2 protein-coding genes are annotated in these 1,281 nt (G+C 60.5%); both read right to left on the bottom strand.

The genetic code is table 11. The features are described 5' to 3' along the window. A partial coding sequence (locus NW835_RS09830) for a flavodoxin-dependent (E)-4-hydroxy-3-methylbut-2-enyl-diphosphate synthase (protein ID WP_414415184.1) occupies positions 1–740 on the bottom strand: 740 nt, incomplete at its 3' end. A gap of 64 nt (positions 741–804) precedes the next feature. After that, on the bottom strand, positions 805–1,281 hold a 477-nt coding region (locus NW835_RS09825; protein WP_414415183.1), incomplete at its 5' end, for a zinc ribbon domain-containing protein.

Below are 1,281 nucleotides of genomic sequence, written 5' to 3'. Positions count from 1 at the left end.
AAGGGGTAGTTCAGGCCCAAGGCATCGAAGCGGCGGGCGGCCAGCCGGTAAGCAGCCAACATCACCTGCGGACGGGAAGCTTTGAAGGAGAGAACCACGTTGTGGAAGTCTTGCTCGGCGCAAATCTCGGCATATTCTAGGGCCGACTCCACCATGCCCTCGGGAGTATCTCCATAGATGAAGAGCATGCGCTCCGCCAGGGATCCGTGGTTGACACCGATGCGCAGGGCTTTGTTCTGGGCTTTGAGGGTCTGCACCAGGGGGGTGAAGGTTTCGCGGATCTTGTTGCGGATGGCCTCCAGTTCGGCTTGGGTGTACTCGGTGCGACCGGGCTGCGGCTTTTCTAGGACGAAAAGCCCCGGGTTGATGCGCACCTTGTCCACGTACTGGGCAACCTCCAGGGCGATCTTGATGCCGTTGTGGTGTACATCGGCCACCAGCGGCACCGGCCTGTAGGTTTGGATCAGCTTGTCCCGAATCGCCTCCATCGCCTTGGCATGGGCCATGCTGGGAACGGTAACCCGCACGATCTCCGAACCTGCCTCGTGCAGACGACGGATGGCCGCCACCGCTGCCTCGATGTCAAGGGTGTCTTCGTTGATCATGGATTGCACCACCACCGGGTGCTGGCTACCGATCAACACGTTGCCTACGGCTACGGTGCGGGTAGGACGACGGGGGTAGACTGGTTCTGGGTAGGGCTGCTGAGAGGGCGCGTTGGGCCGATCCAGGGTTTGCATGGCTTGCTAAGCGGAAAAGGTCTGCTCTAGCTTGATTGTAGGGTAAACTACCCGGCCCCGACCGCTAAGCGGTACGAGCGGGCTTAAGCGCTACGCGCCGCTGACGCGAATGGTAGCCCTGCAGTTGGCAAGCCAACCACGGACTTCCAGGCCGGTTTACAGCGGCCCCCAAAAGGGCAATCCCGTTAGCACCGTTCAAATCTGCATCCCCTCCCCAGCCACAAGCCGAGTTGACACAGCGAAAATGCTTCCCTTCCCGCCGCCCAATCCACAAACACCGGTGACAAGTTTGCCAAGTGTAGGCAGGCGGTACTACCACCACCTCCACCCCCGCTCTTGCTGCCTTGTAGTGCACAAACTGTCTCCACTGGGAGAACGCCCAACTGTTTGACCGCCGCCGCTCCGTCTTGCTGCGCGGCTGTTGGTTGGTATGTTCTCTCATCCCAGTCCAGTCCTCCAAGGCAATGAGGCTGCAGGTAGCTTTGGCCCTAGCAACAATCGCTAAGGACTCCGTCCCGCTGACGCGAGTGGCGATGCGGTG

The sequence above is a fragment of the Synechococcus sp. OH2 genome (assembly GCF_047462155.1).
Taxonomy (GTDB): Bacteria; Cyanobacteriota; Cyanobacteriia; order Thermostichales; family Thermostichaceae; genus Thermostichus.
This window is presented reverse-complemented; position numbering and strand designations above follow the sequence as displayed.